This is a genomic window from Pontimicrobium sp. MEBiC01747 (genome assembly GCF_053601635.1).
Window position 1 is genome coordinate 1 of record NZ_JBSHNS010000294.1, and the last position, 761, is coordinate 761.

The following is a 761-nucleotide window of genomic DNA, read 5'->3' on the forward strand; positions in this document are numbered from 1 at the left end:
TTGTTTTCAACGCTTATGTTAGCTTAAAAGACGCTTTGGTAAAAGAAGATTCAAAAAGCACATCAAAAAGGGCAATAAGTTTACTAAATAATTTAGGCAAAGTAGATATGAAATTATTATCAGATACTAAGGCTCATGAACTCTGGATGTTATTAGAACGTGACATAAAATCTTCAGTGACTTCAATTTCTGAAATTTCAGATTTAAAAACTCAAAGAAATCATTTCAAACATTTATCATCACACTTAGCAAAAGCCATCGAAATATTTGGAATAAATGAAAAAGTATACCATCAATATTGTCCAATGGCAGATAACAACAATGGTGCGTATTGGTTAAGTAAAGAAGCAAAAGTAATCAATCCCTATTTTGGGAGAACAATGCTAACCTGCGGGGAGGTAAAACAAATAATAGAATAATAACAATTAAATTTAAAAAGATGAAAAAAGTAATGTTTAGTGTAGCAATAGTTGCTACTATGGTGTTTACGGCATGTAAATCTGATAACAAAACAACTACAAACGTTGAACAATCAGAGACTAAAATGGCAATCACTAATGCTAGTTTTGGAGTTAGAGGCAATTGCGGAATGTGTAAAAAAACCATCGAAAAAGCCGCGAATAATGTTGATGGTGTTGCAAGTGCCACTTGGGATAAGGAGAAAAAGAAAATAGAGATCTCTTTTGATGCTACAAAAACAAATGCCCAAACTGTTGAAAAAGCAATTGCAGCATCTGGTTATGATACTGAAAATATAATGG

The 761-nt window shown here is 32.1% G+C and carries 2 protein-coding genes; both read left to right on the forward strand.

Going from position 1 to position 761, the window contains the following annotated elements:
* On the forward strand, positions 1-419 hold a 419-nt coding region (locus ACVC2P_RS09650; RefSeq protein WP_452598267.1), incomplete at its 5' end, for a DUF3347 domain-containing protein.
* Positions 420-439: 20 nt separating this feature from the next.
* Positions 440-761: heavy-metal-associated domain-containing protein (locus ACVC2P_RS09655; RefSeq protein WP_452598268.1), on the forward strand; the 322-nt coding region annotated here is incomplete at its 3' end.